The sequence below is a fragment of the Nonomuraea sp. NPDC049486 genome, assembly GCF_040676925.1.
Classification (GTDB): Bacteria; Actinomycetota; Actinomycetes; order Streptosporangiales; family Streptosporangiaceae; genus Nonomuraea; species Nonomuraea ferruginea.
In genome coordinates, this window is the sequence record NZ_JBFAPV010000020.1 from 1 (window position 1) to 24,973 (window position 24,973).

The following is a 24,973-nucleotide window of genomic DNA, read 5'->3' on the forward strand; positions in this document are numbered from 1 at the left end:
GCCGGCGCGCTGGCCGCCCTGGCCATGCCCCGGCGTGCTGAGGCGGCCTCCGCCTCCCTCGGGCGCCGAGCGTTCCAGCAGCCGCTCGACCTGCACGGTCAGCGAATCGTACCCCTCGGACGTGACCCACTCGCCGGCCCACGGCTCGCGCACGTACACCACGCGCAGCGCCAGCCCGCGCCGCCCGGCGTCCGCCGCCGCCCAGTCCAGCGCCAGGGCAGCGCTGTCGGATCCGTCCACGCCCGCGACGACGTGTCTGCCCATGTCCAGCCTCCTCGAGTACGGGAGCGCGGGTGAGCACCCGTGCCTCCTCCCGCCCGCTTCCCGCCGGGGTGTCCGCTTCCATGCTCACCCGACGGCAGCTACCCGGGCAGGGCCGCACGTCACCCCGCCGCCAGGACCTTCGACCTTCAACCGGGCAAACGTTTCACCCAGTGCGGGGAACGTACGAGGCCGACGACGAGCAGCGTGAGCGGCCCGCGACCGCCGGCACCCATCGGAGGTTGACCGGTTCGTCCTGCGCGTACGCCCGTGCGAGCGGGCGCTGTCGTGCCAGGTTCAGCAGGGGGCCGCCGCGCCCGCCGCCACCGGCTGACGCGCGGTGGGCTGTGGGGTCGTCGGTTGCGGGGTGCCGATGACGGCCACGGGGCAGGGCGGCCAGCGTAGGCAGGCGAGCAGTACCGCGCCCAGCCGGCCGTCGCCCGCGTGGTGCGCGGCCGAGCCGAGCACCAGGAGGGCCGCCGCCCGGGCCTCGTGCCACAGGACCACCTCCGGGCGGCCCCTGATGGTCCGCCCGGTCACGGCCACGTCCGGATAGGCGGCACGCGCCCGCAGGACGGCCCGCTCCAGGACCGCTTCCGCGTGTTCGCCGGTGCCGTGCCCGCCCGTGGGGCGCGCGTACGGGGCGAACGCGCGGGCTCGTGGCTCCCAGGCGTGCACGACGACCAGCCGCGCCCCCGCTCGCCGGGCCTCGCCCGCGGCCCACATCAGGGCCGCGTCGCCGCCGCCCCTGCCGTCAACGCCCACCACGATCTGTTCCATGCCTCCATGGTCGGCGACCCCGCGGTGGTGCCGGCAGGGCCGTTCCTCCCGACTTCATGGGTCTTTGGTCAGCGGGTGAGCGAAGTCGGTGTTGTCGATCACGACGTCGGCGCGGGCGATCGGGTCGGCCTCGCGCTGGTAGACGCGCTGGGCGACCAGGTAACGGTCACGGTGGATCGCCTCGGCGCCGGAGCCTGCCCAGTCCTGGTCGCGGGCGGCGCCGCGGGCGACCGACAGCTCCTCGTCGATGTGCATCCAGACGCGGTAGTCCCAGTACGCGTCGATCTCCGGGCGGAAGGCGAACACGCCGTCCACGATGAGCACGCTGTCCGGGGAGAGCGGCGTGACGACCGCCGAGTGGTCCACCTGGGTGAGGGGGTCGATCGAGCACAGGGCGCAGGCGCCGGCCCGCGGGGAGCGGCACGGGTCCAGCAGCAGGCGTCTGGCGGACTCGTAGTCGTAGGCGTTGCGGTAGTAACCCTCGCCGGACTCCCTGTCGTAGAGGTGGCGGTCCTTCCACGGCTGCTTGAAGTCGTCCAGCGTGGCGCGCAGCGCCGGGCGTCCGGCGGCGGCGACGGAGGCGGCCAGCTCGTGGCCGAAACTGGTCTTGCCCGAGGCGGTCAGGCCGTCGATCCCCACCAGGAGACGGCCGTCGCCCAGGGCCAGCACCCGCCGGGCGATCTCGCCGACCAGGGCGGCTCGTTCGGGGGACGCCGGGCCGGGGCAGGGCTGCTGCCACGTGGAGACGGAGTGATCGATCTGCGACACGGCCCCAACCTATCCAACCGCCTGTCGCGTACACGGGCAGGATGCCCCCGGGCCCTCAGGAGGCCGGGACGGGGAAGGAGGCCGCGAGGGTTTCGCCCCACTCGCGGGCCCGGTCCAGCTCGCCGTCCACGAGAGGCCCCTTCGTCCCGATGACGTAGAAGCTGTGGGCGGGCGCGGCGCTCCTGACGCCGAGGCGGCGCAGCCGTCTGGCGGCGCCGCGGGCGGCCGACCCCGGCAGGCGGGGCTTGGCGACGCGGGTGTCGAAGGCGGCCGCGGCCAGCCGGGCGGAGCCGGTACGCAGGCCGGACAGCCATTCGCGGATGCCGTCGCCCCGGGACACCAGCCCGTCCGGGGCGTCCTGGGCGGCGGACTGGCGGGTGGTGGCGCGGGTCATGGCGAAGGCGTGCGTGGGCCCGCCGACCACGAGGAGGGTCACGTCCTCGCCGACGGCGGCGGGCGCGGAGCCGACCTCGACCACGTCGGCCCGCATCCGCCCGGCCAGTCCTTCCGCGACGGCCTCGGCGATCCGCCGGGTGTTTCCGTACATCGACTCGTAGACGACGAGCGCGCGCATGCCGCGCCTCCTGATCAGGGAAGGATGGGTTCGAGGTGGAACATGCCGGTGACGAGCTCGCCCGGCTCGCCGGACGGCTTGACGCGCCCGGCGACGGCGGCGAGCACGTCACCGGCGGTGATCAGCCCGACGATCCCGCCGGCGTGGACCACGGGCACCGCGTCGCACCCGGCGTCCAGCATGACGGCGGCGACCCGGTGCAACGGATCCCCGGGTTCGACCCGCGGCCGGCGGCGGCCGGTCAGCAGCGAGCCGACCTGGCGGCCGGACTGCTCCTGAGGCCCGCAGGACCAGGTCGCCGCGAGTTCCTCGCGGGTCAGCACGCCGAGCACGTGCCGCCCCTCGACGACCGGCAGGTGGCGGACGCCGGCGCGGCGCATCAGCTCCCACGCCATGAGAGGCGACTCCCCCGGCTCGACGGCGACCAGCACGCGGCTCATCACCTGTTCGGCGGTCAGCTCCGCGACCGGCCTCGCCTGCGCGGCAGGCTCGCCGGCGGGACGCGCGCCTTCCTTCGGCACGGCACGCGGGGCGGTTGTGGTGGCACGGATGGCGGTCGGAGCGGTCATGATGTCTCCTCCGTTCGGGGACGGACGACGGCGACAGGGCAGATGACGTGGTGCAGCACGCCGTGGCTGACGGAGCCGAGGACGGCCGCGGCCAGCCCGCCGCGCCCGCGCGAGCCGACGACGACCAGGTCCGCCTGCTTGGAGGCCTCGATCAGCAGCGAGACGGGGTGCTCGCAGGCGTGCCCGTCGGTGATCCGCACGTCGAGGTTCTTCTCCCGCCACGGAACGACGCGCTCACGCGCCGCGCGGGCCTCCTCCTGCATGACGTCCTCGATGAGCGAGTTGTAGGCGACCGCGTACGGGGAGTACGCCGGCATGGTCCAGCCGTAGGCGACGTACAGTTCGGCGTCGCGGCGGCGGGCCTGCTCGATGGCGTACTCCATGGCGGCCTCCGCGTGCTCGGAGCCGTCGTAGCCGACGACGATCCGCCCGTGCGTGATCGGGGAGGTGCCGCGGACGACGACCACGGGCCCGGCGGCGTGACCGGCGACGGCGATGCTGACCGAGCCCATGACCAGGCCCTGGAACCCGCCGAGCCCCCGGCTGCCGATGACGACGCTGTCGGCGGAGGCCGACTCGGCGATGAGCGCCGGGGCGACCTCCCCGGTGAGCAGCTCGGTCGTCACCTCGACGCCGCCCGCGAGGGCGCGGGCCCGGTCCGCGGCGGCCTCCAGGGTGCCCGCGCAGTATTCGGACTCGCCATGGCCGTGCCGCCACTGCTCGCAGATGTGGACGATGCGCAGGTCCAGCCCTCTGCGCCGGGCGTCGGCGGCGGCCCATTCCACCGCCGCGGTCGCCGGTGCCGATCCGTCGATGCCCACCACGATCTGCCGAGCCATCACGACGCCTCCTTCACCCGTTCTGCCGTTCTCACCTCCAGTTTTTCCGATCGGGGGCGGCGGTGCCCGGGGAGGAGGACCCCGATCGGATGGCCTTTAGTCCCGAATTTGTGCTGCGTTCACCTTCTGGTGGTGGGCGTCCAGCCGGGGGTGCGGGTGACCGGCTCGCGGCTGCGGTAGACGATGTACGGGCGGGTCAGGTAGCCGATGGGCGCGGTGAGCATGTGCACCAGCCGGGTGAACGGCCAGATGGCGAAGAGCACCAGCGCGCTGAAGGCGTGCAGCTGGAACAGCGGCGGCGCCCCGGCCATCAGCTCCGCCCGCGGCTGGAGGGCGAAGACCGACCGGAACCACGGCGAGACCGTGACCCGGTAGTCGTAGCCGCCGCCCAGCACGTTCGCGGCCACGGTGGCGGCCAGCCCGAGCACGATCACCAGGGCCAGGACGGCGTACATGAGCTTGTCGTTGCGGGTCGTCGCGGTGAACACGGGCCCGACGGTGCGCCGCCGGTAGATGAGGATGGCCAGGCCGGCGAGCGTGCACACGCCCGCGATGGTGCCGAGCACGACCGCGACCACGTGGTACATGCTCTCGGTGACGCCCACCGCCTCGGTCCACGACTTGGGGATCACCAGCCCGCCCACGTGCCCGAGGATGACGACCAGGATGCCGAAGTGGAACATCGGGCTGCCGATGCGCAGCAGCCGCGACTCGTACAGCTGTGAGGAGCGCGTGGTCCAGCCGAACTTGTCGTAGCGGTAGCGCCAGACGTGGCCGAGCACGAAGACGGTCAGCGCCACGTACGGGGCCACGACCCACAGCAGCAGGTCGAGCGCGTTCATCGGAATCCTCCATCGGTGGGGAACGACGGTGTCGGCCCCGCCTCGGGGCCGGAGCCGTTCACCGGGTAAGGCGGCAGGCCGACCTCCTCGGCCGGCGGCCCCTCGGCGGCCAGCTTGGCGGCGGCGGCGCGCTCGCGGGCGGTGGCGGGCGGCAGCGTGGCCAGCACCGCGGCGACCACGTGCGCGTACGGGGAACGCTCCGACTCCAGCGCCCGCAGCAGCAGGTCCAGGCCCGGCCGGTGCTCGCGCAGCAGCCGGGAGGCCTGGGCGGTGCCGCCGCGCGCGGACAGCTCGCACACCACCGCCAGATGGTCGGGCAGCTCCCCCTCGGCGGGCTCGAACCCGGCCTCGCGGAAGGCGTGCTTGAACCGCAGCAGCGCCATCCCGCGCTTCCTGGTGTCGCCGTAGGTGTAGTAGGTCAGATACGGGCAGCAGCGGCGCTTCAGGTCGAAGGTGGCCACGTAGTGCTCGGCCAGGTCCTGCGGCGGTGTGGCGGCGGCGTGGTCGAGGAAGGCGCGCAGCCGCCGCGCCGGCTCGCCCGCGGGCAGCGTCCCGACCGTTTCCGTCAGCAGCGGCAGCGCCTCGGCCAGCCGCTCGTCGGGGTAGCTGAGCAGCACCGACGCGGTGAGGTGGACGGCGCGGTCCATCACTGGCCCTCCTTGTCGCGCCGGGGGAACAGGCCCTCGGGGGTGCCCTTGCCGTCCCAGTTCAAGAGGTTGACCCGGCCGCGCAGGTCCTCGCTCCGCTCCAGCTCGTCCCCGCTCTGCCGCTCGCGCAGCGCGTGGAAGTTCTCGACCGCGATCGGCGCGGGCGTGCCGGACGCCTCGCCGAACGGCCCGCCCATGCCGGGGCCGCCCTCGTAGTCGAGGCTGCACCCGGTGGCGAGCTCCTCCAGGTCGGCGGCCTGCTCGGCGTGCGCCTTGGGGATGACGTACCGCTCGCCGTAGGGGGCCAGGGCCAGCAGCCGGTGCATGGACTCGATCTGGGCGCCGGTCATGCCGACCGCCTCGGCGATGCTCTCGTCGGGCTCCTGGCCGAGGTTGAGCCGGCGCATGTACGAGCGCATCGCCGCCAGGCGGCGCAGCACCAGCCTGACCGGCGCGGGGTCGCCCGCGGTGAACAGCTCGGCCAGGTAGCCGATGGGGATGCGCAGCGACTCGATCGCGCCGAACAGGTTGCCGGCCTCCTCGCCGTCGTGCCCCGTCTCGGACAGCACGTCGACGACCGGCGACAGCGGCGGGATGTACCAGACCATCGGCATCGTGCGGTACTCGGGATGCAGCGGCAGCGCGACCCCGTACTCGAAGATGAGCTGGTGGATGGGCGAGCGCCGGGCCGCCTCCAGCCAGTCCTCCGGGATGCCCGAGACGCGGGCGCCGGCGATCACCTCCGGGTCGTTCGGGTCGAGCAGCACGCTCTTCTGCGCCTCGTACAGGTCCTTCTCGTCCGGCGTCCGAGCCGCCTCTGCGACCCGGTCGGCGTCGTACAGGATGAGCCCGATGTAACGCAGCCGCCCCACGCACGTCTCGGAGCAGACGGTCGGGATGCCGACCTCGACCCGGGGGAAGCAGAACGTGCACTTCTCCGCCTTGCCGGTGCGGTGGTTGAAGTACACCTTCTTGTACGGGCAGCCGGTCACGCACATCCGCCAGCCGCGGCAGCGGTCCTGGTCGACCAGGACGATCCCGTCCTCGGAGCGCTTGTACATCGCGCCCGACGGGCACGAGGCCACGCAGGAGGGGTTCAGGCAGTGCTCGCAGATGCGCGGCAGGTAGAACATGAACGCCCGCTCGAACTCCAGCTTGACCTGGTCCGACACCTTGCGCAGCACCGGGTCGGCCTTGGTCAGCTCGGGGCCGCCGCCCAGGTCGTCGTCCCAGTTCGCGGACCACGTGATCTTGGTGGGCTCGCCGGAGATGAGCGACTTGGGGCGGGCGACCGGGGTGTCCTCCGTCGCGGGGGCGGAGAACAGCCGGTCGTAGTCGTACGTCCAGGGCTCGTAGTAGTCCTGGATGGACGGCATCAGCGGGTTCGCGAAGATCGTCAGCAGCTTGCGCAGCCGCCCGCCGGCCTTCAGCTTGAGCCGGCCGCGCGAGTTCAGCTCCCACCCGCCCTGCCATTTCTTCTGGTCCTGGTAGGTGCGGGGGTAGCCCTGTCCCGGCCGGGTCTCGACGTTGTTGAACCAGACGTACTCGGTGCCGGCCCGGTTCGTCCACGCCTGCTTGCACGTGACCGAACAGGTATGGCAGCCGATGCACTTGTCCAGGTTCATCACCATGGCCAGCTGGCCCATGACCTTCATCAGTAGTCCACCTCCTGGGAGCGCCGCCGGATCACGGTCACCTCGTCGCGCTGGTTGCCGGTGGGGCCGAGGTAGTTGAACGCGAACGACAGCTGGGCGTAGCCGCCGATGAGGTGGGTGGGTTTGACCAGCAGCCGGGTGAGCGAGTTGTGGATGCCGCCGCGCCGGCCGGACGTCTCACTCTTGGGCACGTCCACCACCCGCTCCTGCGCGTGGTACATGTACACGGTCCCCTCGGGCATCCGGTGGGAGACGACGGCGCGCGCCACGACCACGCCGTTGCGGTTGACCGCCTCGATCCAGTCGTTGTCCGCGATGCCGGCCTTGGCCGCGTCGGCGGGGCTCATCCAGATGTTCGGCCCGCCGCGCGACAGCGTCAGCATGAGCAGGTTGTCCTGATACTCGGAGTGGATGGACCACTTGGAGTGCGGCGTCAGATACCGCACCGTGATCCCCTCCGCCGTCGAGTCGCCGATCCCGGGCTCGCCGAACATGGCCGTCATGTTCAGCGGCGGCCGGTAGACCGGCAGCGCCTCACCCGCCTCCTGCATCCAGTCGTGGTCCAGGTAGAAGTGCTGCCGCCCGGTGAGGGTGTGCCAGGGCTTGCGATGCTCGACGTTGATCGTGAACGCCGAGTAGCGGCGGCCGCCGCTCTCGCTGCCCGACCACTCCGGCGAGGTGATCACCGGGACGGGACGCGCCTGCGTGTCGGCGAACGTGATGTGCCGGTGCTCCTCGGCCAGCCCGTCGAAGGAGGTGCCTGTGCGCCGCGACAGCGTGGCGAACCCCTGCGCGGCCAGCCGCCCGTTGGTGGTGCCCGACAAGGCCAGGATGGCCTCGCACAGGTCCACGTCCCGCGCCAGCGACGGCCGGCCGTCCGCGGTGGACCCGTTGACCCGCCGCAGCCGGTCGATCTCGCCGCTCAGGTCGTAGGTGATGCCCTTGGTGGTGGCGCCCAGCCGCTCGGCGAGCGGGCCGAGGGAGGCCATCTTCGCGGCGATGGCCGCGTAGTCCCGCTCCACTTCGACGATCTTCGGGAAGTCCAGGCCCGGCGTCGGCGTATCGCCGGTCCGCCGCCAGTCGCGCACCCGCCCGTGCGGGGTGGCCAGCTCGTCGGGGGTGTCGTGGATCAGCGGCATCGCCACCAGGTCGGTCCGCGTGCCCAGGTGCTCGGCGGCCAGCGTGCTGAAGGCGCGGGCGATGGTGTGGAAGGCGGTGAAGTCGCTGCGGGTCTGCCACGGCGGGTCGATCGCCGGGTTGAACGAGTGCACGAACGGATGCATGTCCGTCGAGGACAGGTCGTGCTTCTCGTACCAGGTCGCGGCCGGCAGCACGATGTCGGAGAACAGCGTGGTCGAGGTCATCCGGAAGTCGAGCGACAGCAGCAGGTCGAGCTTGCCCCGCGGCGCCTCCTCCCGCCAGGCGACGCCCTCGGGCCGCTGGCCGGGCCCCGCCTCCCGCGCGCGCAGCGAGGCGTCGGTGCCGAGCAGGTGGCGCAGGAAGTACTCGTCGCCCTTCGCCGAGGAGCCCAGCAGGTTGGCCCGCCACACGGTCAGCACCCGCGGCCAGTTCTCCGGCGCGTCCGGGTCCTCGCAGGCGAACCCCAGCTCACCGGAGGCCACCTTCTCCGCGATGTACGGGCCGGGCTCCTGCCCGGCGGCCCGCGCCTCGTCCGCCAGGTCGAGCGGGTTGCGGCCGAACGTGGGGTACGACGGCATCCAGCCCAGCCGCGCCGACTGCGACAGCAGGTCGGCCGTGGTCTTGCCGGCGAACACGCCGTCGCCCAGCGGCGAGGACACCACGTCCGCCTTGTAGGTGTCGTAACGCCACTGGTCGGTGTGCAGATACCAGTACGCGGTGCCGATCATCTGGCGCGGCGGCCTCGACCAGTCGCCGCCCGAGGCCAGATGCGCCCACCCGGTGACCGGCCGGCACTTCTCCTGGCCGACGTAGTGGGCCCAGCCGCCGCCGTTGACGCCCTGGCAGCCGGTGAGCGTCACCAGCGCCAGGAACGCCCGGTAGATCGTGTCGGAATGGAACCAGTGGTTCGCCCCGGCCCCCATGATGATCATCGACCGGCCGCCGGACTCGTCGGCGTTGCGGGCGAACTCGCGGGCGATCCGCGTCGCCTTCGCCGCCGGCACCGACGTGATCGCCTCCTGCCAGGCCGGCGTGTACGGCTCGCCCGCGTCGTCGTACCCCTGCGGCCAGCGGCCCGGCAGCCCGCCGCGGCGCACCCCGTACTGGGCCAGCAGCAGGTCGAACACCGTCGTCACCAGGTGGTCGCCGACGCGCCGCACCGGCACGCCGCGCTCCAGCACGCCGCTCTCGGCCCCGTCGAAACGGGGCAGGCCCACCGGGACCGACTCGCCCGTGTCGAGCATGGTCAGCGCCGGCGACACCTCGCCCAGGTCCAGGTTCCACCGGCCCTGGCCCTGCTCGGAGAAGCGGAACCCGAGGGAGCCGTTCGGGACGGCGACCTCACCCGCGTCCGCGTCCCAGACCGCCGTGCTGAACGCCGCCTCCTTACCTTCCTGCCCGAGATCGGCGGCCGTGAGGAACTTGTCCGGCACGTACTGGCCGGGCTCGCGCTCGCGCAGCCGCACCAGGAACGGCAGATCGGTGTAGCGGCGCACGTAGTCGGCGAAGTACGGGGTGGCGGAGTCGACGAAGAACTCCTTGAGGATCACGTGCCCCATCGCCATCGCCAGCGCCCCGTCGGTGCCCGGATGCGGGGCCAGCCACTCGTCGGCGAACTTCGCGGCGTCGCTGTAGTCCGGCGACATCACCACGACCTTCTGCCCGCGGTAGCGCGCCTCGGTCATGTAGTGCGCGTCCGGGGTGCGGGTGACGGGCACGTTCGAGCCCCACAGCATCAGGTACGACGCGTCCCACCAGTCGGCCGACTCCGGCACGTCCGTCTGGTCGCCGAACACCTGCGGCGAGGCCACCGGCAGGTCGGCGTACCAGTCGTAGAACGACAGCATCGCCCCGCCGATCAGCGAGACGAACCGGGAACCGACCGCGTGCGAGGCCATCGACATGGCCGGGATCGGAGAGAACCCGGCCACCCGGTCCGGCCCGTACGTCTTGATCGTGTGCACGTGCGCGGCCGCGATCATCTCGGTCGCCTCGTCCCAGGAGACCCGCACCAGCCCGCCCTTGCCGCGCGCCGACTGGTAGCGGCGGCGCTTGCCCGGATCGGTGGTGATCTCCGCCCAGGCCGCGACCGGGTCGCCCAGCCGCGCCTTCGCCTCCCGGTACATCGACACCAGCACGCCGCGCGCGTACGGGAAACGCACCCGGGTCGGCGAGTAGGTGTACCAGGAGAAGGCGGCCCCGCGCGGGCAGCCGCGCGGCTCGTACTCCGGCCGGTCCCCGCCCACGCTCGGGTAGTCGGTCTGCTGCGCCTCCCAGGTGATCACGCCGTCCTTGACGTACACCTTCCACGAGCAGGAACCGGTGCAGTTCACGCCGTGCGTCGACCGCACGACCTTGTCGTGACTCCACCGGTCACGGTAGAACGCGTCGGCCTGACGGCCGCCGATCTGGTGCAGTGTTCGCAGGTCAGGGGACATCGTGCCGGGGTGCAGATAACGTCCCAGCCGGAGCAGGGCATCGGTGAGAGGCCCGTCCATGCCCGACATGTGGCTCTCTTTCTGTTAGGGGTGCGCGCGAGGGCGCAGAATGAACCAGCAGTAGACGAAGGCGCCGAAAGCCATGGCGGCCAGCAGCATCAACCCGATCGAGTACGAGCCCGTCGCCTGAAAGATCAGCCCCATCACGATCGGCGGCAGGAACCCGCCGAGGCCGCCGGCCGCGCCCACCACACCGGTGGCGCTGCCGACCATCGCGACCGGGACGGCCCGGCCCAGGATGGCGAACACCGCGCCGTTGCCCAGCCCGAGCGCCGCCGCCATCGCCAGGAACCCGACCGTGGCCACCGGCATCCCGGGCGCGAACGAGACCACGATCGCGCACGCGAACACCACCGCCAGCACGTACGCCAGCACGGACTCGCCGCCGACCCGGTCCGACAGCCAGCCGCCCACCGGGCGGGCGAGCGTGGCCAGCACCACGAACCCCGCCGCGCGGGCCGCCGCGTCCGCCACCGTCAGCCCGTACACGCTCTGCAGATACAGCGGCAGGTAGACACCGAACGCGACGAAACCACCGAAGGTGAGCGCGTACATCCCCGCCAGCTCCACCGTGACCCGCATCCGGGCGGCGGCGGTGAACCTCTTGAGGAACGGCTCCGCGGCCGGCTTCACGCCGGGGGCGTCCCGCCCCACCAGCAGGAAGACCACGCCCGTCACCGCGAGCGCCGCCGCGACCACGTAGAAGGGGGCGCGCCGGCCGAACTCGTCGGCCAGCCACGGGGTGGCGAACCCGGAGATGGCGGTGCCGATGTTGCCCATGCCGAAGACGCCCAGCGCCAGGCCACGCCGCTCCGGCGGGAACCAGGCGTTGACGAACGGGACGCCGATCGCGAACGTCGCACCGGTCAGGCCCAGCAGCAACCCGCCGACCAGCAGCAGCGAGTACGTCTCCACGAAGGCGAGGAAGACGACGGGGATCACGCCGATCAGCGTCGTCACGCCGAACACCAGCCGGCCGCCGTAACGGTCGGTCAGCGCGCCGAGCACGATGCGGCCCAGCGACCCGACGATCACCGGGACGGCCACCAGCACCGACACCGCGGTGGCGCTCAGCCCCAGGGACCGCTGGTAGACGGGGCCGAGCGGGCTCAGCAGGGCCCAGGCCCAGAAGTTCACCGCGAACGCGATCGTGGCCAGGATCAGCGCGGTCACACGGCTCGCCGTGGACGTGACCGCGGCGGGGGACGGTGCGGCAGGCATGGCGGGGACCACCTCCGGTCGGACGCTAGGGCCACCCCAGTCTTCTGGACTGCACCATGCCCACTTAAGGGTCTTTAGTCCCATCAATAAGGATCAAACAACGATCATCTTCGTGGCCCGCCCCCCGGCGCGCGAGGGATCCGCGGGGCGGGGGCCGGCCGGCCGCACGCGGGGCGCCGGCCGACAGCGAGCGTCCTGATTTTTTTCCTGACATAGTTGAAAACTGTGCTTTTCACAGTCTGTCAGGACGAATTTCGCATCCACCCCAAGAAACGGCGGACCAGAATCACCAGATAAAGCACCCAACCCGCAGCGATCACCACCAGCGCGGCCACCGGTTCCCACAATGCCCCCGAAGCCAACTCCCCCATCGCCCGGCGAACCACCGCCACCGTGATCGGCACCGTATAAAGGGCGAAAAACGCCAACCCCAGCACCCGCCCCACAACCACGAACCACGCGTACACCCGCACACTCCGCCGCGCCCCACCACCCCGCCCACGCAGATACGCCTGCGCGTCCGCCATCAAATTCTTGTTCCCCGTCGCGTTCGCGAAGACGTAGTACACATCCGTACGCATGAAGAACAGGAACTGCCAGACCACCTGCGCCAGACAGATCACCATCACCAGCCGCGCCGGCGCCGACTCGGTCACGTACAGCACGCACGCCGACCCGCAGATCAGCACCCAGTCCACCCGCATCCCCGCCAGATGAGCGCGATAGCGCGCCCGCCGCGGCACCCCCCACACCCCGGTGATCCGCGTCTGCACCACCAGGAACTGCAACCGCGTACCCAGCGACAACTCCGCCCGCACGCCCAGCGACCGCGCGGCGGCCACATGCCCCAGCTCGTGCAGCAGCACCAGCGCCCACGACCCCGCCGCGAACGCCAGCGTGAACGACAGACTGCCCGGCCACACCAGCGACGACACCCCCGGCCGCACCCTCGGCTCGGCCACCGCGGCGGCCACCGCACACCCCGTGAGCAGCACCAGCACGACGTCGGCCGGACGGGAGAAGAACCAGGCCACCTGCCGCGGCCGGATCCGGTCCCACACGTTCGGCCGCCGCTCCGGCCGTCTCATCAACCCCGCGTCCGCCAAGCCGCCGACGAAGGCGGCCACGTCCACGTCCACCCCCCGCTCGGCCCGCACCCGCTCGCGCGCCTGCGCCACCGTCCGCGTGCCGTCGAGCGCCGACACCACCGCCGCCGCCACCGCCGGCACGTGCACGAACGTCTCCCCGTTGCCGATCACGTAGTCGTCCGGCCCGTCAGCCACCACCGTCAGGAACGACAGATCGGTGTTCACCCGCAGACCCCGCACCGGTCATACCGGTGGAACTCCCTCGTCGTGGTCGTCAACGTCAGCAGATCGAGCCACACGCTCCGGCCCTCCACCGCCGGCGTGCCCGCACCCGTCAGATAGCGGAGCACCTCCGAGGCCAGCATCCCGGCCACGATCTGGCACAACGGCCCGAACGACGGGATCACCCGCCCCGGGTTGTCCCCGGTGGGCAACTCCGTCCGGCCGTAACGGGCGGCCAGCGAACGCTCCTGACACGACAGGCAACCCGTCTTGCCGGGCACGACGAGCGGCCCCACCAGCCCCACGTGCTGGTTGAACCCGCCCGTCACGAACGGCACCCCCGCCTCCACACACGCCCGGTTCACCCAGCGCGCGATGTGCGGCTGCGGCGTGTCCACCGTGCTGACCACCAGATCGGCGGCCACCACCACGTCCCGCGGCCCGCCGATGCGCCGCTCGACGGTGTCCACCCGCACACCGGGACGGTGCGCCCGCAACCGCCGCGCCGCCGCCACCGTCTTGAGCTCACCCACGTCCCCGGCCGTGTACAGGTACTGGCGATGCAGATTGCTCGCCTCCACCCGGTCGTCGTCGACCAGCGTCAACCGCCCCACCCCGCTGGTCGCCAGCTGCAGCGCGACGGCGCCCCCGATCGCCCCCGCGCCGAGCACCGCCACATGCGTACGCCGCAGCTCGCCGAGCACGGCCGTCACCTCGGCGGCCGGCCGGAACATCGACAGGAAGAGCGCGAACCGGGAGAGCCCCGCATCGGCCGCCAGCGCGTCGAGATCGTCGGCGGTGACCAGGATGCGCGCCTCCAGCAGCCGCGCCACGGCCGCGTCGATCTCGGCCGGAGGCACCTCGCCGAGCAGCGCGTACAGATCGGCCCGCTCCACCGGCTCACGGGCGCACAGCCGGATCAGCCGGCGCAACGGCGCCGCCGCCGGGTCGAGGACCAGGCCCGTCGGCGGGAAATCCCCCAGCCGCACCCGCTCACGCAAATCATCAATGAAAAGGGGAAAAGCCGGATTCACCTGAATCCTGGGCATGAAGAAGACTCCCGTAAGCACGAAGGCGGGGCCCTCGCAAAGAGGGCCCCGCGACAGTTCAGCAGCTGTTGCTGTTACCTGTGGTCTCGACTTCTTCGACCTTCCTGATCTCGATCGTCATGCGCGATCCCTTCATAGATCGTGTTGGCCGATGTGATCGTAAGAAGAATCATCGGCACCAGGGAGGCCCAATGACGTTCTGTGCGGCAATTGATGCCCTAAGTCGCGGAAACCTAGAATTCTCAATAACTTCGCGCACTGGTCGCGGATGGTGTTGTTCTGACGTTTGTGATATCGGGGTTGCTTCCGGCCCAGCGCCTTTACAAAGTAGATCACGACAGGGTCGCCATCCCGGAGCGCGACATGTCGCCACTGTTTGGTGTATCAATGTAATGATTGACCAGAGCGCCAAGCTCCCCACGAGGAGCCCGTAGGAGCCCCCGTGAAGTTCACCGTCGAGTACCCGATCAGCGCGCCCGGCTACGACCCCGCCCTCGTCCGCCCCGGCGGGATGCGCCGCGTCGTGCGGGCGGCGGAGGAGGCGGGTTTCGCCGCCGTCGGGTTCACCGAGCACCCGGCGCCGTCGAAGAAGTGGCTCGACGCCGGCGGGCACGAGGCCCTCGACCCGATCGCCGCGCTGAGCTACTGCGCCGCCGTGTCGGAGCGGATCCGGCTGATGACCCATCTGCTCGTGCTCCCGTACCACAACCCGTTCCTGCTGGCCAAGAGCCTGACCACGGTCGACCTGCTGTCCGAGGGGCGGCTGACCGTGGTCGCCGGGGCCGGTTACCTGCGCTCGGAGTTCCTGGCGATGGGCGTGGACATGGCCGGGCGCAACGCCCGCTTCGACGAGTCGATCGAGGTGCTGCGGGGCGTGTGGGGGAACGTGCCGTTCGACCACAGGGGGCCGCTGTTCGAAGGCCGTGACGTGGCCGCCCTTCCGGCTCCGCTCACGCCGGGCGGGCCGCCCATCTGGATCGGCGGCAACAGCGCGCTGGCCCGCCGCCGGGCCGCTCGCAACCAGGGCTGGAGCCCGTTCATGACGGACGGGGAGCTCGCCCGTACCGCCCGCACCGCGGCGATCACCACGGTGGAGCAACTCGCCCGGCACGTCGAGGAGGTGTGTGAGCTGGCCGGCAGGGCCGTCGAGGTGCAGGTGCGCACGCCGGCGCACCGCTACATGATCGACGGCGGTTCCGCCGAGGAGCACCGCGACCACCTGGGCCGCCTGGCGGAGGCCGGCGTCACCTCGTTCGTGGTGCGGCCACCGGGCGCGAGCGTGGCGGCCGCGGTCGAGGCGCTGCACGGCTACGCCGAAACGTTCCGGCGGGGCTAGGGTCCGTCAGGCATGTCCGATGACCACCCAGGGTGCCCGGGCGGACACGTACGGCCACTGCCCGTGAGGACGGTCCAGCCGTGCGCGGACACGAGAAGGGGATCGGCGCCGTCCGGGTGCGAGCTCTCGGCGACCGCGAGACCTGAGGTGTCCAGGGGGAACCGGTACGGCTCCGGTCCGGTGTTCAGCAGGGTGAGCAGCCTGCCTGCACCCGTGCTCTCCAGGGCCACGGCCGTGTTGGTCAGATGGGGCACGGCCGTGCGGGCCCGGGCCAGCCACGGGTGGCGGCGTCGCAGCCCGATGAGCCGCTGGTGCAGCCGGTAGACCGGCCACCCCGCCGGATCGAGCTCCGCGGGACCGGCGGGGAAGGCGGGCCTGACGGCGTCGTCGCCGCCCGGCCGGTCCTCCTTCAGCCCGCGGAAGCCCTGCTCGTCGCCGTAGTAGACGCTCGGGACCCCGCCCACGGTGAAGAGCACGGCGAGCGCGTGGCCCAGGTGGCGCTCGTCGGCCAGGCGGGTGGCCAGCCTGGTCACGTCGTGGTTGCCGACGAACGTGAGCGGCTCGAACGACTCCAGCAGGGCGTCGTGCCGGTCCACCGCCCAGGCCAGCTCGTAGAAGTTGCCGTCGTTCAGCGAGCTCCAGATCGCCTTCCACAGCTCGTACTGGGTGACCGAGTCCAGCCCGCTCTCCGCCACGTAGCCCGCGAAGTCGCCGTGGATCACCTCGCCGGCGAACCAGGCCGCGGGGTGGCGCGGGCGCACCCGGGCGAGCGCCTCGCGCCAGAAAGCGGCGGGCATCGCGTACGCGGCGTCCAGCCGCCATCCGGACGCCCCGCGGCTCAGCCAGTGGTCCATGACGCGGACCACGTGGTCGAGGACCTCGGGGTGGTCGTGGTTGAGGGTGACGAGCCCGGAATGGCCCTCGAACGTGGCGTGACCGCCGCCTTCGGGCACGAACCAGTGCGCGAAGCGCGGGTCGCCGAACTTCGGATGGCCCCGGCCCACGTGGTTGAACACCCCGTCCAGGACGATCAGCAGGCCGCGCTCGCGGGCCGCGCGCACCAGCCGGTCGAAGTCCGCCTCGTCGCCGAGCCTCGGGTCCACGCGGAAATGGTCCAGCGTGTCGTACCCGTGCGTCTCGGACGCGAAGATCGGCCCGAGCTGCAGGACCGAGCAGCCCAGCTCGGCGGCGTAGTCGAGCCACCCCTCCAGCCGTCGCAGGCGATGGCGCACCGGCGTGCCGGGCGGCGGAGCCGCGGGCTCCGCGCCGGTGAAGCCGAGCGGGTACACGTGCCACCAGACACCGTCTCTCACCATGACGGAACGGTCCTTCCCGCGTCGCCGCCCGCTACTCAGCCGTCGAGCAGCCGCCACGCGGTGAGGGCGAGCCTGGCCCGGGTCAGCCCGGCGGGGTCGCCGAGCTCGATGCCCAGAGTCCTGCCGAGCGCTTCGAGGCGGCGCGCGACGCTGCTGTGGTGCAGGTGGAGAAGGTCGGCGGCCTGGCGCAGGGAGCCGGTGGCGCAGTAGGCGTCGAGCGTCTCCAGGTCCTCGGGACTGCCGGCCAGGAGGGTGATCGCGGCCACGTCGGGGTTGCCGCGCAGGGAGTCCGCGGGGATCTCGGCCAGGAGCGCCAGCGCGCCCAGGTCGTCGTGGTGGACGACCGGCCGGCGCGGCGTGGCGAAGCGCAGGGCGGTGCGGGCGTGCGCCCAGGACCGGTCGGGGCTTTCGGCCGTGCCGACGCCCGCCCGCACGCCCGCCGGGAAGCGGGCCAGGTCGACGGTGGTGGCCAGGATGACGCCCACGTCGGCGAGGGGCGCGGCCTTCACCGGGCGGGCCGGGCAGATCAGGCCGCCGACCTGGTCGAGCGGAAGCCGCGACCGCACGGCGACGGCGCGGACGGGCAGGTCGGCGGCGAAGCCCAGCAGGCGCAGCGCCCGCGCCCTGGCCGCCTCGTCGCTGTCGGAGCTGATCACCAGCTCGACGAGCGCGGGATCGGCCATGGTGGTGCGGGCCGGGCCGTACTTCTCGACGACCGTCGCGGCGGCGATGGCCAGCCGGTCCAGCACCACCTCGTCGAGCGACTTCGGCGGGCCGGGGCGCTCCAGCCAGACCGTGCCGATCTCCTCGTCGTCGAGGGTGATCGGCGCCGAACTGGACGCCGGGGCGACCGGGCCGCGCGCCGGCATGCCGTCGTCCGCGACGCGGATGACCCGTCCCGTGCCGTGGAGCCGGATGCCCGCCACGCACCCGGCCAGGCCGGCCGAGGCCCGGGCCAGCGCGGGCAGGTCCACCCGGCGGCGCATCAGCGTGTCGTAGAACATGACGACCCGGAGCGCGCCTTCGACCTGCGTGTCCAGCTGCGACAGCCGTTCGGCCAGTGCCTCCATGATTCCCAGGGTATGCGCCGATCGGCGCGCGGGCGGGCGTCGTGCCCGACATCTGGCGGGTCCGCCCGCTGACCGGCGACGATCCGGCGGACAGTACGATCAGCTGGTGACCGAGATAACCGAGACCTCGCCCGGCTGGCTCGCTCCCGAGGAGCTCGAGTCGGTGCGCGGCCGCATGCCGATCCTGTACGTCGACGCGGTGCCGGTGCGGGTGGACGACACGGGCGCCGTGACCCGCGTCGGGCTGCTGCTCCGCATCGCCGCGGACGGGACCGTCAGCAGGGCCCTGGTCTCCGGGCGGGTGCTCTACCACGAGCGTGTCCGCGACGCCCTCCTGCGTCACCTGGAGAAGGACCTCGGCCCGGTCGCCCTGCCCAGCCTGCCCGTGTCGCCGGTGCCGTTCACGGTCGCCGAATACTTCCCGACGCCCGGCGTGACGCCCTACCACGACCCGCGCCAGCACGCCGTCTCGCTGGCCTACATCGTGCCGGTCCGCGGCGACTGCCGCCCCCGGCAGGACGCGCTCGACCTCGTGTGGTTCACGCCGGAGGAGGCGGCCTCGCCGATGGTGCAGCAGGAGATGACGGGTGGCCAGGGTGTGCTGCTCAAGCAGGCGCTCGCGCACGTGGGCCGGCTGACCTGAGTCACTGGTGCCCAGAACGGCCTGACTTCCGCGGCTGGTTGCGCTCGCGAACCAGTGATGTGCGCGTCTCCCCCGCCACGTAGGCGGCACCCGTGTCGCCCGGGCAGCACCGGTGACGCCGCCGCGGCGCACCCGCCGCAGGTCGTGCGGGCTCGTCGCTTCCCAGCACCTCCCGTACACCCACTCCCCTCCCCCAGCGCGCGGCTTCGGACGGCTTGGCCGTACGAGCCCCCGGCTTGACCTGGAGTGCGCTCCATTCCGTAACGTCGCGGACATGACCACAGCGCAACAGAGCATCGGATCCGGCTTCGGCGCCCGCAGCACCGCGCGCGAGGTGCTGCGCGGCATCGACCTGACCGGGAAGCTGGCGATCGTCACGGGCGGCTACTCGGGGCTCGGCCTGGAGACCACGCGGGCGCTCGCGGAGGCGGGCGCCCGGGTCGTGGTGCCCGCCAGGCGGCCCGAGCACGCCGCGGAGGCGGTCGCCGGGGTCGCCGGGGTCGAGGTGGACGCGCTCGACCTGGCCGACCTCGGCAGCGTACGCGACTTCGCCGAGCGCTTCCTCGGCTCCGGCCGGGACGTGCACATCATGATCAACAGCGCGGCGGTGATGGCCGCCCCCGAGACGCGGGTCGGGCCCGGCTGGGAGCTGCAGTTCGCCACCAACCACCTGGGCCACTACGCGCTGGCCAACCGGCTCTGGCCGGCGATCCGGCGCGGCGGCGGACGGGTGGTGTCCGTGTCGTCGAACGCCCACCGCATGACCGGCATCCGCTGGGACGACGTGCATCTCACCACCGGTTATGAGAAGTGGCTGGCGTACGGGCAGGCCAAGACCGCCAACGTGCTGTTCGCCGTCCACCTGGACAGGCTCGCGGCTCCGTACGGGGTGCGCGCCTTCGCCCTGCACCCGGGCGGCATCCTCACCCCGCTCCAGCGGCACCTGCCCAAGGCGGAGATGGTGGCGGCCGGCTGGATCGACGAGGACGGCAACCAGGTCGCCGACAGCTTCAAGACCCCGGAGCAGGGGGCGTCCACCCAGGTGTGGGCGGCCACCTCGCCTCGGCTCGACGGCCTGGGCGGCCTCTACCTGGAGGACTGCGACGTCGCCCCCCGGTCGGACGGAACCGCCCCGGGCCCGGGCGTCCGCCCCCACGCGACGGACCCCGACGAGGCCGCCCGCCTGTGGCACCTCTCAGCGGAACTCACCGGCGTGAACGCCTTCTCTCAGAGATAGACGATCGCGAACGAGTGACCGGCCACTCCCGTCCGGACACTCACCCGCGCCCGCCCTCAGACTTCCGTACCGGACCCCCGCAAGATCTGGCCAGCCCGCCCTTGGCACCCGCCGCAGGCTATGACCGGCCAGATCCCGGTCGGCACTCGCCGCACGCCAGGCCTATTGCTCTGACCAGCCAATTCCGTCCCGGAAGGTTCGTACTGGGTTACGTGAGGGGGTGGTGCGGCGGTAGGCGCCCGGGGCGAGACCGTACTCGCGCTTGAACGCGTGCGCGAGGGCGTGCTCGGAACCGTAGCCGACCTGGGCGGCGATGGCCGTGAGCGGCTCGTCGGTGTCGCGGAGCAGGCGGGCCGCGCTGGTGAGACGCCACCAGGTGAGATAGGCCAGCGGCGGCCGCCCCACCAGTGCGGCGAACCTCCTGGCGAACGCCGCCCTGGAGAGCCCGCCCTGCCTGCCCAGCGCCTCGACGGTCCACGGCCTGGCCAGGTCGCCGTGGACGGCGCGCAGGGCCGCGTCCACGGCGGGATCACGCAGGGCCCCCGCCCAGCCGCCGGACTGCTCGGCCAGCCAGGCCCGCAGGATGTAGAGCAGCAACAGGTCGAGCAGCGCAGGCAGAGCGGCATCACCACCGGGCGCGCCACCCCCGAGGGCAGGCACCCGGCCATCCTCCTGGCCGGACAGCACCGGCAGGCCGTCACCGTCGACGCCCCGCGCCTGGCTGGACAGCAGAGGCAGGGCGTCGCCCTCGGTGGTCGGCGCCCGGTCGAGTTCCTGGGCGAGCAGTTCGACGACCGCTTGCAGCGACGGATCGCGGCCCACCTTCGCGGGCAGGTGGACGATCTCGGGCAGTTCGGTGAGCAGCGGGTGCACCCGGTCCTGGTCCATCGGGTAGCCGCCGCACAGCAGGACGACGGTCCCGCCGGGCGGCGCGGCGGGGGCGGAGGCCAGCCCGTGTGCGGCGGCCGTGGGCAGGAACACCACGTCGCCCACCGCGAGCGGCACCGGATCCGCCTCGCGGGGCAGCAGCAGGCACGAGCCCTGCAGCACGACGTGGAACCCGGCGCAGCCCTCCCCCGCTGGGAAGTCCGCGGCGAAGGGCACCTTCCCAACGAGGCGGCTGGAGTGCGGGCGGCCCACCCGCGCGGCCGTGACCGCGTCCGACAGCACATCCATGCCGGGAGCATAACGGGAGACGCTCCCGCAAAAGCGGAGCAACCTGGAGCATCAGCCGTCTTTCCGGTTCCAGCGAGCGACCGCCCACGGCCACGACGTAGACATGAACAGCTCCATGCGGCCGGTGACGCAGGCGCCCGCCCCCGAGCAAGTCCCGAACACACTCGTCCTAACCTGGAGAACACGGGAGCCGTCAGGGAAGGAACTCGCCTGATACACGTACTTTTCCCTGTTTTCCCAGATCAGAGGGACCGATCCTGATCTCGCGATCGTTCACTGGAGAAAGCGAGACCTGCGATGACCACCGACCTGAGCCTGGACACCGACCGCACCGACCGGCTGGTGGACCGGTTGTTCGAGGGCACCGTCGGCGCCCTGGAGCTCTATTCGGTCTATCTGGGCACCGAACTGGGCCTGTACCGGGTGCTGCACGAGCAGGGCCCGCTCACGCCGGTCGAGCTCGCCCACGACGCCGGCATCGCGCCCCGGTACGCCCGCGAGTGGCTGGAGCAGCAGGCCGTGGCCGGGCTGCTGGACGTGGAGGAGCCGCCCGGCGGCGAGCGCCGTTTCGCCCTGCCGCCCGAGCACGCCCGCGTGCTGGTGCACGCCGACGACCCGGCGTACGTCGCCCCGTTCGGGCATCTGCTGGCCGGCATCGGCGGCGTGCTGGACCTGGTCGCGCACGCGTACCGCACCGGCACGGGCGTCCCCTACTCCTCGTACGGGCGCGCGTTCCGGCACGGGCAGGGCCACATCAACCGGCCCGCGTTCACCCACGACCTGACCGGCGAGTGGCTTCAGGCCATGCCCGACGTGGTCGAGCGGCTGCACGCGGCGCCCCGCCCGCGCATCGCCGACGTCGGCTGCGGCCAGGGCTGGTCCACGCTCGCGCTGGCCCGCGCGTTCCCGAACGCCCGGGTGGACGGCGTGGACCTGGACGACGCCTCCGTCGCCGACGCGCGGGCCAACGCCGCTGAGGCCGGGCTCGACGGCCGGATCAGAGTGCTGCATGCCGACGTGGCCCGGCTGCCCGAGACCGGCCCGTACGACCTGGTCGTCATCCTGGAGGCGCTGCACGACATGGCGCAGCCGGTGGAGGCGCTGCGCGCGATGCGCGACGCCCTCGCCCGCGGCGGCGCGGTCCTGGTCGGCGACGAGCGGGTGGCGGACACGTTCACCGCGCCGGGCGACCAGGTGGAGCGCCTGATGTACGGGTGGAGCGTCACGCACTGCCTGCCCACCCAGCTCGTGGACCGGCCGACGGCCGCGACCGGCACGGTGATCCGCGCGGGCGCGGTGCGGGAGCACGCGGCCGCCGCCGGCTTCGGCCGCTGCACCGTGCTGCCGGTGGAGCACGACTTCTTCCGCTTCTACCGGCTGGACGCCTGACCGTCGCGCCAGGAACTCGGCCTCCACCTCGTCCGCCCGCGCCCGGGCGAACAGGGTGCCGGAACCCGGTGGGTCAACCGGTTATCGGCCGCTCCAGTGGGCGGGACGGTCGAGGGCGGGCGGCAGCCTGGTGGCGGTGTCGCCCTGGGCGGAGCCGATCTGGGACCGGGTGAGGAAGAGGCTGCCGGTGAGGTCGGCGCCGCTGAGGTCGGCGGCGCGCAGGTCGGCCCCGATCAGGTCGGCCTGCCGCAGGTCGGCGCCCTTGAGCTGGGCGCCGATGAGGTAGGCGCCGCGCAGGTCGGCGCCACGCAGGTCGGCGCCCTTGAGGTTGGCGCCCATGAGGTCGGCGCCCCTGCGCTTCTTGCCGCGCAGCCCGGCCCGGGCCAGCTCGCTGGCGCGCAGCAGCAGCGGGTTGACCCGCTCGCGGCAGGCGGCCACGTCGGCGGCGAGGATCTCCTCCGGGGTGGCGCGGGTGAGCCGCCCGGTCTCGTCCAGGAGCGCGCGCAGGTCGGCGTGCAGGGGGCGGGCGGCGGGGAGCGCGAGCGCCTCGGTGAGGTACCACAGCAGCTCGTGGAGCTGCCGCACCACGGGGAAGACGGCGAACATCTCACGGGCGGACCCGGGCCGCCGCCGCCAGTCGCGACCCTCGTACACGACCTGGGTGACCTTCTGGCCGGCGCCGAAGCAGTCGTAGGCCACGCAGCCGGGGAAGCCCTCGCGGCGCAGGTCGCGGTGGATGCCGCAGCGGAAGTCGTCGCGGAGGTTGCGGCACGGCTCGCCGGCCGCCTTGTCGACGGCGAAGTCGGCGGAGCGGGAGAAGGGCAGCGCCACGCAGCACAGCCCGGAGCAGCTCGCGCAGTCGGCTTTCAGTTCGTGCACGCGCGTCGTCGCCCCCGGGTCAGTCGTCCAGATAGCGCAGGATCGCCAGCACCCTCCGGCTGTAGGCGGGGGTGGCCGGCAGCTCCAGCTTGTCGAAGATGGCTTGGATATGTTTCTCGACCGTGCTCAATGATACGTGCAGGCCTTCGGCGATCGCCCCGTTGGCGTAGCCCTGTGCCAGGCGGTGCAGGACCTCGCGCTCGCGGCCGGTGAGCCGGCGCAGCGGGTCGGCGCGGCTGGTGCGGGCCAGGAGCTGGCGGACCACCTCGGGGTCGATGACGGTGCCGCCGGCGTGCACCCGTTCCAGCGAGTCGAGGAACTCGGCCACCTCCGACACCCGGTCCTTGAGCAGGTAGCCCAGCCGGTCGCCGGACCCGGCGAGCAGCTGGGCGGCGTAGGTCTTGTCGACGTACTGCGACAGCACCAGCACGCCCACCTCGGGCCAGCTCTCGCGGATGCGCAGCGCAGCGCGCAGGCCGTCGTCGGTGTGGGTCGGCGGCATGCGCACGTCGACCACGGCCACGTCGGGCCGGTCGGCGGCGACGGCCTCGACCAGGGCGGGCGCGTCGCCGACCGCGGCCACGACCTCGTGGCCGGCGTCCTGGAGCAGGCGGGCCAGCCCTTCGCGCAGCAGCACGGCGTCGTCAGCCAGGATCAGCCGCACGCCCCCTCCTTGGGCAGAACCGCGGTCACCCGGGTGCCGCCGCCCGCGGGGCTCGCCACCTCGAACGTGCCGTCGAGGGCGAGCACCCGGCGGGCCAGCCCGGACAGGCCGCCGCCGGAGGGGTCGGCCCCGCCCTGGCCGTCGTCGGAGATGTCCACGCGCACCGCCTTCCCGTCCTCGCCGAGCACGACCAGGATGTCACGGGCGCGGGCGTGCTTGACCGCGTTGGTGATCGCCTCCCGGGCGACGAAGTAGAGCGCGGTCTCCACCTGCGGCGCCGGCCGGTCGCCGAGCCCGTAGTGCACGGTCACGGGTACGGGCGAGCGCTCGGCCACACCGGCCAGCGCGGCGCGCAGTCCCAGCTCGTCGAGCGCGGTCGGGTAGACGCGCCAGGCGACGCTGCGCAGCTCGTCGAGCAGCCGGCGGGACTCGGCGTAGGCCTGGTCGACCAGGGCGGGGGCGTCGGCGGGGCTGTGGCGGGCGCGGCCGAGCAGCATGGCCAGGGCGACGCCGCGCTGCTGCACGCCGTCGTGCAGGTCGCGCTCGATGCGGCGCCGCTCGTCGTCGACGGCGCGGACGATGCCGGACCGGGTCGTGGTCAGCTCGGCGATGCGCCGCCTCATCTGTTCCTGGACCCCGGGGCCGAGGAAGCGGGCGGCCAGGCGGCGCTCGGCGGCCACCGTCGCCCAGCAGCAGAGCGCGGTCAGGGCCAGCAGGACGGCGGCGCAGACCAGGCCGATGATCAGGCTGTCGGTGGTGAGGTTGATGCCGGGGAAGCGCAGCACCACCGGGGTGGCCGACCCGGTCACCACGGCCCATCCGGCGCCGCCCAGGAACAGCGCGCCGACGAAGCCGAGCGCCAGTGTCAGGTAGCCGCCGGCCAGGCCGGTGACCGCGCGGGCCGCGAGGTAGCCGGTGCCCGCCGTGCCGGCCTCGGCGTCGTACCCGAGCAGGGCCCGCAGCCGGGCGCGTTCCAGCGCCACCAGCCGCGGCGCCCAGCGGGCGCGGGCGGGCCAGGCCAGCGCGAGGAGCAGCAGCTCGGCTCCCCCGGTGACCGCCCCGGCCAGCACCCCGGCGAGCCTGCGCAGCATGACGTCCACGGCTGCGCAG

At 72.7% G+C, this 24,973-nt stretch carries 23 protein-coding genes; 4 read left to right on the plus strand and 19 right to left on the minus strand.

Features of this window, described 5'->3' with window-relative positions:
* From AB0K05_RS39005 to AB0K05_RS39065, 13 genes are all read right to left on the minus strand, one after another.
* The coding region (locus AB0K05_RS39005; RefSeq protein WP_364236208.1) for a universal stress protein at positions 1 to 264 on the minus strand (264 nt) is incomplete at its 3' end.
* A 294-nt stretch (positions 265 to 558) separates the two neighbouring features.
* The gene (locus tag AB0K05_RS39010; RefSeq protein ID WP_364236211.1) at positions 559 to 1,041 is read right to left on the minus strand and encodes a universal stress protein; all 483 of its coding nucleotides are present in this window, start codon (positions 1,039 to 1,041) and stop codon (positions 559 to 561) included.
* A 54-nt stretch (positions 1,042 to 1,095) separates the two neighbouring features.
* Positions 1,096 to 1,809, minus strand: a complete 714-nt coding sequence (locus AB0K05_RS39015) for a uridine kinase (protein WP_271278276.1) — start codon at positions 1,807 to 1,809, stop codon at positions 1,096 to 1,098.
* 55 nt (positions 1,810 to 1,864) lie between these two features.
* Positions 1,865 to 2,383: a flavodoxin domain-containing protein gene (locus AB0K05_RS39020; protein WP_219545809.1), complete on the minus strand. Its 519-nt coding sequence runs from the start codon at positions 2,381 to 2,383 to the stop codon at positions 1,865 to 1,867.
* A 14-nt stretch (positions 2,384 to 2,397) separates the two neighbouring features.
* Positions 2,398 to 2,952: a CBS domain-containing protein gene (locus AB0K05_RS39025; protein WP_148031881.1), complete on the minus strand. Its 555-nt coding sequence runs from the start codon at positions 2,950 to 2,952 to the stop codon at positions 2,398 to 2,400.
* On the minus strand, positions 2,949 to 3,791 hold the full coding sequence (locus AB0K05_RS39030) for a universal stress protein (RefSeq protein WP_364236216.1): 843 nt from the start codon (positions 3,789 to 3,791) through the stop codon (positions 2,949 to 2,951). Before AB0K05_RS39030 ends, AB0K05_RS39025 begins: the two co-directional genes overlap by 4 nt.
* 119 nt (positions 3,792 to 3,910) lie before the next feature.
* On the minus strand, positions 3,911 to 4,633 hold the full coding sequence (gene narI / locus AB0K05_RS39035) for a respiratory nitrate reductase subunit gamma (protein ID WP_148031883.1): 723 nt from the start codon (positions 4,631 to 4,633) through the stop codon (positions 3,911 to 3,913).
* Complete coding sequence (gene narJ / locus AB0K05_RS39040; protein ID WP_271278279.1) at positions 4,630 to 5,280, minus strand: nitrate reductase molybdenum cofactor assembly chaperone; 651 nt, start codon at positions 5,278 to 5,280, stop codon at positions 4,630 to 4,632. The genes narI and narJ overlap by 4 nt, the downstream gene beginning before the upstream one ends.
* Positions 5,280 to 6,935: a nitrate reductase subunit beta gene (gene narH, locus AB0K05_RS39045; protein ID WP_364236220.1), complete on the minus strand. Its 1,656-nt coding sequence runs from the start codon at positions 6,933 to 6,935 to the stop codon at positions 5,280 to 5,282. The genes narJ and narH overlap by 1 nt, the downstream gene beginning before the upstream one ends.
* Positions 6,935 to 10,582 carry a nitrate reductase subunit alpha gene (locus AB0K05_RS39050; RefSeq protein WP_364236222.1) on the minus strand — a complete coding sequence of 1,216 codons (3,648 nt, stop codon included), beginning with the start codon at positions 10,580 to 10,582 and terminating at the stop codon, positions 6,935 to 6,937. The genes narH and AB0K05_RS39050 overlap by 1 nt, the downstream gene beginning before the upstream one ends.
* A gap of 15 nt (positions 10,583 to 10,597) precedes the next feature.
* The gene (locus AB0K05_RS39055; protein ID WP_219545803.1) at positions 10,598 to 11,794 is read right to left on the minus strand and encodes an MFS transporter; all 1,197 of its coding nucleotides are present in this window, start codon (positions 11,792 to 11,794) and stop codon (positions 10,598 to 10,600) included.
* Between the two features lie 242 nt (positions 11,795 to 12,036).
* Positions 12,037 to 13,107 (minus strand): hypothetical protein, encoded by a 1,071-nt coding sequence (locus AB0K05_RS39060; RefSeq protein WP_271278283.1) that lies wholly within the window; start codon positions 13,105 to 13,107, stop codon positions 12,037 to 12,039.
* Positions 13,104 to 14,105 carry a TOMM precursor leader peptide-binding protein gene (locus AB0K05_RS39065; protein ID WP_148031889.1) on the minus strand — a complete coding sequence of 334 codons (1,002 nt, stop codon included), beginning with the start codon at positions 14,103 to 14,105 and terminating at the stop codon, positions 13,104 to 13,106. Before AB0K05_RS39065 ends, AB0K05_RS39060 begins: the two co-directional genes overlap by 4 nt.
* 490 nt (positions 14,106 to 14,595) lie before the next feature.
* Between AB0K05_RS39065 and AB0K05_RS39070 the strand changes: the two genes are divergently transcribed.
* The gene (locus tag AB0K05_RS39070; protein ID WP_271278284.1) at positions 14,596 to 15,489 is read left to right on the plus strand and encodes a TIGR03619 family F420-dependent LLM class oxidoreductase; all 894 of its coding nucleotides are present in this window, start codon (positions 14,596 to 14,598) and stop codon (positions 15,487 to 15,489) included.
* Here AB0K05_RS39070 and AB0K05_RS39075 read toward each other — a convergent pair.
* Both AB0K05_RS39075 and AB0K05_RS39080 read right to left on the minus strand, forming a co-directional pair.
* Positions 15,486 to 16,805 (minus strand): alpha-amylase family protein, encoded by a 1,320-nt coding sequence (locus AB0K05_RS39075; protein WP_364236225.1) that lies wholly within the window; start codon positions 16,803 to 16,805, stop codon positions 15,486 to 15,488. The two genes, AB0K05_RS39070 and AB0K05_RS39075, sit on opposite strands and share 4 nt — an antisense overlap.
* A 35-nt stretch (positions 16,806 to 16,840) precedes the next feature.
* A complete protein-coding gene (locus AB0K05_RS39080; RefSeq protein ID WP_148031892.1) occupies positions 16,841 to 17,875 on the minus strand; it encodes a PucR family transcriptional regulator in 1,035 nt (344 codons plus the stop codon).
* Between the two features lie 106 nt (positions 17,876 to 17,981).
* Here AB0K05_RS39080 and AB0K05_RS39085 point away from each other — a divergent pair, with 106 nt between their 5' ends.
* Together AB0K05_RS39085 and AB0K05_RS39090 are read left to right on the plus strand one after the other, a co-directional pair.
* Positions 17,982 to 18,518 (plus strand): NUDIX hydrolase family protein, encoded by a 537-nt coding sequence (locus tag AB0K05_RS39085; protein WP_219545796.1) that lies wholly within the window; start codon positions 17,982 to 17,984, stop codon positions 18,516 to 18,518.
* Positions 18,519 to 18,792: 274 nt separating this feature from the next.
* A complete protein-coding gene (locus AB0K05_RS39090) occupies positions 18,793 to 19,755 on the plus strand; it encodes an SDR family NAD(P)-dependent oxidoreductase (RefSeq protein WP_364236229.1) in 963 nt (320 codons plus the stop codon).
* A 162-nt stretch (positions 19,756 to 19,917) separates the two neighbouring features.
* Here the strand turns inward: AB0K05_RS39090 and AB0K05_RS39095 are convergent, their stop codons facing one another.
* On the minus strand, positions 19,918 to 20,931 hold the full coding sequence (locus AB0K05_RS39095) for an AraC family transcriptional regulator (protein WP_364236231.1): 1,014 nt from the start codon (positions 20,929 to 20,931) through the stop codon (positions 19,918 to 19,920).
* Between the two features lie 297 nt (positions 20,932 to 21,228).
* Here AB0K05_RS39095 and AB0K05_RS39100 point away from each other — a divergent pair, with 297 nt between their 5' ends.
* Complete coding sequence (locus AB0K05_RS39100; protein ID WP_271278288.1) at positions 21,229 to 22,320, plus strand: class I SAM-dependent methyltransferase; 1,092 nt, start codon at positions 21,229 to 21,231, stop codon at positions 22,318 to 22,320.
* Positions 22,321 to 22,401: 81 nt separating this feature from the next.
* On the opposite strand, the gene AB0K05_RS39105 is transcribed toward AB0K05_RS39100, so the two are convergent.
* Genes AB0K05_RS39105 through AB0K05_RS39115 form a run of 3 tightly spaced genes read right to left on the minus strand, consistent with a single transcriptional unit; the run spans position 22,402 to position 24,954 of the window.
* A complete protein-coding gene (locus AB0K05_RS39105; RefSeq protein ID WP_271278289.1) occupies positions 22,402 to 23,199 on the minus strand; it encodes a pentapeptide repeat-containing protein in 798 nt (265 codons plus the stop codon).
* A gap of 19 nt (positions 23,200 to 23,218) precedes the next feature.
* Positions 23,219 to 23,863: a response regulator transcription factor gene (locus AB0K05_RS39110; RefSeq protein ID WP_271278290.1), complete on the minus strand. Its 645-nt coding sequence runs from the start codon at positions 23,861 to 23,863 to the stop codon at positions 23,219 to 23,221.
* A complete protein-coding gene (locus AB0K05_RS39115) occupies positions 23,854 to 24,954 on the minus strand; it encodes a histidine kinase (protein WP_364236342.1) in 1,101 nt (366 codons plus the stop codon). The genes AB0K05_RS39110 and AB0K05_RS39115 overlap by 10 nt, the downstream gene beginning before the upstream one ends.
* Positions 24,955 to 24,973 lie beyond the last annotated feature (19 nt).

Coding starts and splice junctions, on each gene's coding strand:
- AB0K05_RS39010 (WP_364236211.1), bottom strand. CDS start 1,041: ATGGAACAGATCGTGGTGGGCGTTGACGGCAGGGGCGGCGGCGACGCG.
- AB0K05_RS39020 (WP_219545809.1), bottom strand. CDS start 2,383: ATGCGCGCGCTCGTCGTCTACGAGTCGATGTACGGAAACACCCGGCGG.
- AB0K05_RS39025 (WP_148031881.1), bottom strand. CDS start 2,952: ATGACCGCTCCGACCGCCATCCGTGCCACCACAACCGCCCCGCGTGCC.
- AB0K05_RS39030 (WP_364236216.1), bottom strand. CDS start 3,791: ATGGCTCGGCAGATCGTGGTGGGCATCGACGGATCGGCACCGGCGACC.
- narI (WP_148031883.1), bottom strand. CDS start 4,633: ATGAACGCGCTCGACCTGCTGCTGTGGGTCGTGGCCCCGTACGTGGCG.
- narJ (WP_271278279.1), bottom strand. CDS start 5,280: ATGGACCGCGCCGTCCACCTCACCGCGTCGGTGCTGCTCAGCTACCCC.
- narH (WP_364236220.1), bottom strand. CDS start 6,935: ATGAAGGTCATGGGCCAGCTGGCCATGGTGATGAACCTGGACAAGTGC.
- AB0K05_RS39050 (WP_364236222.1), bottom strand. CDS start 10,582: ATGTCGGGCATGGACGGGCCTCTCACCGATGCCCTGCTCCGGCTGGGA.
- AB0K05_RS39055 (WP_219545803.1), bottom strand. CDS start 11,794: ATGCCTGCCGCACCGTCCCCCGCCGCGGTCACGTCCACGGCGAGCCGT.
- AB0K05_RS39075 (WP_364236225.1), bottom strand. CDS start 16,805: ATGGTGAGAGACGGTGTCTGGTGGCACGTGTACCCGCTCGGCTTCACC.
- AB0K05_RS39080 (WP_148031892.1), bottom strand. CDS start 17,875: ATGGAGGCACTGGCCGAACGGCTGTCGCAGCTGGACACGCAGGTCGAA.
- AB0K05_RS39090 (WP_364236229.1), top strand. CDS start 18,793: ATGACCACAGCGCAACAGAGCATCGGATCCGGCTTCGGCGCCCGCAGC.
- AB0K05_RS39095 (WP_364236231.1), bottom strand. CDS start 20,931: ATGGATGTGCTGTCGGACGCGGTCACGGCCGCGCGGGTGGGCCGCCCG.
- AB0K05_RS39100 (WP_271278288.1), top strand. CDS start 21,229: ATGACCACCGACCTGAGCCTGGACACCGACCGCACCGACCGGCTGGTG.
- AB0K05_RS39115 (WP_364236342.1), bottom strand. CDS start 24,954: ATGCTGCGCAGGCTCGCCGGGGTGCTGGCCGGGGCGGTCACCGGGGGA.